Source organism: Curvibacter sp. GW821-FHT01G03 (assembly GCF_059422285.1).
Genome location: NZ_JBWKWP010000041.1, coordinates 1 through 3,238, shown reverse-complemented (window position 1 = coordinate 3,238; position 3,238 = coordinate 1). Strand labels below are relative to the sequence as shown.

Genomic DNA, 3,238 nt, shown 5'->3' with positions numbered 1-3,238 from the left:
AACGCCAGCAGCTTGCCCATGTCGGCCTGGAACTTCAGCTCCGAGAACGACCACGTCGCCACCCCCACCGCCAGCGTGATGGCCGTGAAGATCGTGGCCGTGCCCACCTCCAGGATCGAGTGCTCCAGCGCCTTCACGATCGGCTGCCCCTGCGACAGGTGCAGCTGCAGTCGGTTGTAGATGTAGAACGCATAGTCCACCCCAATGCCCACCGCCAGCACCATCACCGGCAAGGTGGCCACCGTCAGGCCAATGTCCAGCTCCTTCATGAACCAGTAGCCGATGAAGGTGCCCACCGTCAGCGGCAGGCAGCACGCCAGCACCGCCCTGAAGTCTCGGTACACCAAAAACACCAGGATCACGATGGCCGCGTACACGTACAGCATCATCGGCAGCTCGCTCTTCTCCACCTCGTCGTTGATGGCCGCCAGCACCCCCGCGTTGCCCGAGGCCAGGCGGATCTGCACGCCTTCGCCTGGCCCGTCACCCGGGTTGGCCTTCTTGAAGGCCTCCACCGCCGCAATCACCCGGTTGATGGTGGCAGCCTTGTGGTCGGTCAGGAACAGGTGCACCGCCGTCATGCTGCAGTCTTTGCGCATGGTGCCGCGGATGCGCCCGATCTCGGTGGCCAGCGCCGCGTAGTTGCCCGGGTCGATGGGCACCACGCTCATCTTGGGGTTGCCTTCGTTGTAGCCCTCGTTGTACAGCCGCATCTGGCCCGAGAACGAGGACACCGACAGCACCCCCTGCACGGGCTGCAGCGCCCAGGTGAAGCGGTCCTGGTACAGGCCCAGGTTCACGTTCTCGCACAGGCTGGCGGCCTCGGGGCTGCCTTCTTTGGCGGTGCTCTCAAAGACCACGGTGAGCCAATCGAGCCCGGTGTCAAAGTTGCTTGAGATGGACACCGCGTCACGGTTGAAGCGGGCCTCGGGGCGCAGCTCAGGCGCGCCGGGCTGGGTGGTGCCCACCACGCGCCCCTGGCCTTCGACCACGGCCACCGCAAAGAGGGCGCCCACCACCAGCAGGCACACCGCGGCGTTGCGCGGCTCGGCCACCCGCGCCAGCGTGCGCAGCCAGCCCGAGCGGGCCTCGCGCTTGAGCATGGCGCGGTCAGCGTAGGCCTTGCTCACGTTGAAGAACGAGGCCGCCACCGGCAGCATCACCAGGTTGGTGATGATCTTGAACGCCACCCCCAGTGACGCGGTGATGGCCAGCTCGCGCACCATCGGGATGGGGATCATCACCAGGGTCACAAAGCTCACAAAGGCCGTCACCAACGCCAGCGTGCCCGGGATCAGCAGCCCGGTGAAGCTGCCCCGGCAGGCCTCGTAGCAGCTCTTGCCGTGCGAGATCTCGCGCACGATGAAGTTGATTTGCTGCACCCCGTGCGACACGCCAATGGCAAACACCAGAAACGGCACCAGCACGCCCAGCGGGTCCAGCCCGTAGCCCAGCAGGTGCAGCGCACCAAACTGCCACACCAGCGAGGTGAGCGAGCACACGATGGGCAGCACGGTGAAGCGCAGCGAGTGGCAGTACCAGTACACGGCCGCGGCCGTCAGCAGCAGCGCGATGACGCAAAACTCAAGCACCGCCGAGGCGCCGTCGGCGATGTCGCCGATCTGTTTGGCAAAGCCGATGATCTGCACCTCAAAGTTCGCGTCTTCGAACTTCTGGCGGATCTGGGCTTCGAGCACTCGGTTGTAGGCCACGTAGTCGACCTTCTTGCCCTCGCGGTCGTACTCGATGATCTCGGCGGTGACCATGGCCGAGCTCTCGTCGCGCGAGACCAGGGTGCCGATGAAGCCGCCGCGCGCGGTGGCCTCGCGGATCTTCTTGACGGTGGCCTCGTCGAGCTGGCCCGGGGAGATGGTGCCGTCGATCAGCGGGTCGGCCCGAAAGCCCTCTTCGGTGATCTCGTTGACAAAGCTGTTGGGCGTCCACAGCGATTGAACGCCCAGGCGCTCGATGCTGGGCAGGAACACCACGCCCTGGGTCACCTCGTAGAGCTTTTGCAGGCCCGCCACCGTGAAGATGCTGCCCTGGCGGGCCTTGACGACGATGTTGAGCCGGTTGGCGCCCAGCACGTCGGCGCGGTACTTCTGGAAGGTCTGGATGTAGGGGTGGTCGCTGGGCATCTGCTTCTCAAAGCCCGCGTCCATGCGCAGTTGCAGCGCAAAGAAGGCCATCAAAGCGGTCAGCGCCAGCAGCAGGCCCAACGTGGCGCGGCGGTACAGGAAGAAGAAGCGCTCAAGGCCTCCGACCCATTGGTTCAACATAAGGTATGGCCTCAGGCTATCTGCTCAGGCAGAGCGGAAGAGAAAACACGAACAAGAGAAATTGAAAAAAGGCCATCGCCCACCCAGGGCAGGCCCCGGGGGGCGATGGCCGTGAAGGCGGGGGTATCAACCCCCCCGCCACCCTTCTCGGAGAAAGAAGAGAAAAACACGGAGTCCATCCAAAGCCTCAGCGGGCCTCAGAAGTTGCGCGAGGCGTACACGCCCACGAAGTTGCGGTCACGCAGGGGCTGGTCGTACACCGTCTTGCCGCCCCAGAAGGCCGCGTAGTTGACGCCAAACTGCCAGGTCGCCGGGTTCTGGATGAAGCTCACGATCAGGTTGACCGAGCTGGCCCCCTGCATGAAGGTGGCCGCCGTGTTGGGCGTGCGCCCCGACAGCGCCCTGAAGTACGCCACCTCGGGCACCACCTGCCAGCCCTTGAGCAGCTTGCCGTCGTACACCCAGCTGTAGTCCAGGCTGATGCCCGAGGAGTTGCGCGTGCCCGCCGCGATCTGCGCGGCACTGGCCGAGTATTGCTGGCCCCAGTTGTAGCCCCCAGCCGAGACCAGCTCGCCGTTGTAGCTCGACTTCAGGCCCGGGTAGCGGATCAGCACCAGCTCGCCCATGAAGGTGCCGGTGTCCGCGCCCAGGAAATCAAGAATGGGCTTGGAGTTGGACTGGGTCTGGCTGTAGATGCCGGTCAGGTGCCACTGGTAGCGCTTCTCGTCCACCCAGCAGTTGCCGCCGTTGCCGGCGCAACCGTCCACCGACGAATTGAGCGCCACCGCATCACGCGGACGGTACGACAGCTCGGTGCCGATGGCCCAGTCGCCCAGCGGGAAGTTGGCGCTGACGCCATACAGGCGGCGGTTTTGCGCATAGGTCCAGCCCACCAGGCCGCTGCCATTGATGTTGGACGAGAACTGCGGCGCCTTGTCGTGGTAGTTCAGGGCGTACAG

2 protein-coding genes are annotated in these 3,238 nt (G+C 65.0%); both read right to left on the bottom strand.

Features of this window, described 5'->3' with window-relative positions:
• Positions 1-2,279 (bottom strand): efflux RND transporter permease subunit (locus AC07VS_RS28675; RefSeq protein ID WP_494752675.1); only part of this gene is annotated, 2,279 nt, incomplete at its 3' end.
• Positions 2,280-2,476: 197 nt separating this feature from the next.
• On the bottom strand, positions 2,477-3,238 hold a 762-nt coding region (locus AC07VS_RS28670), incomplete at its 5' end, for a DUF1302 family protein (RefSeq protein WP_494752674.1).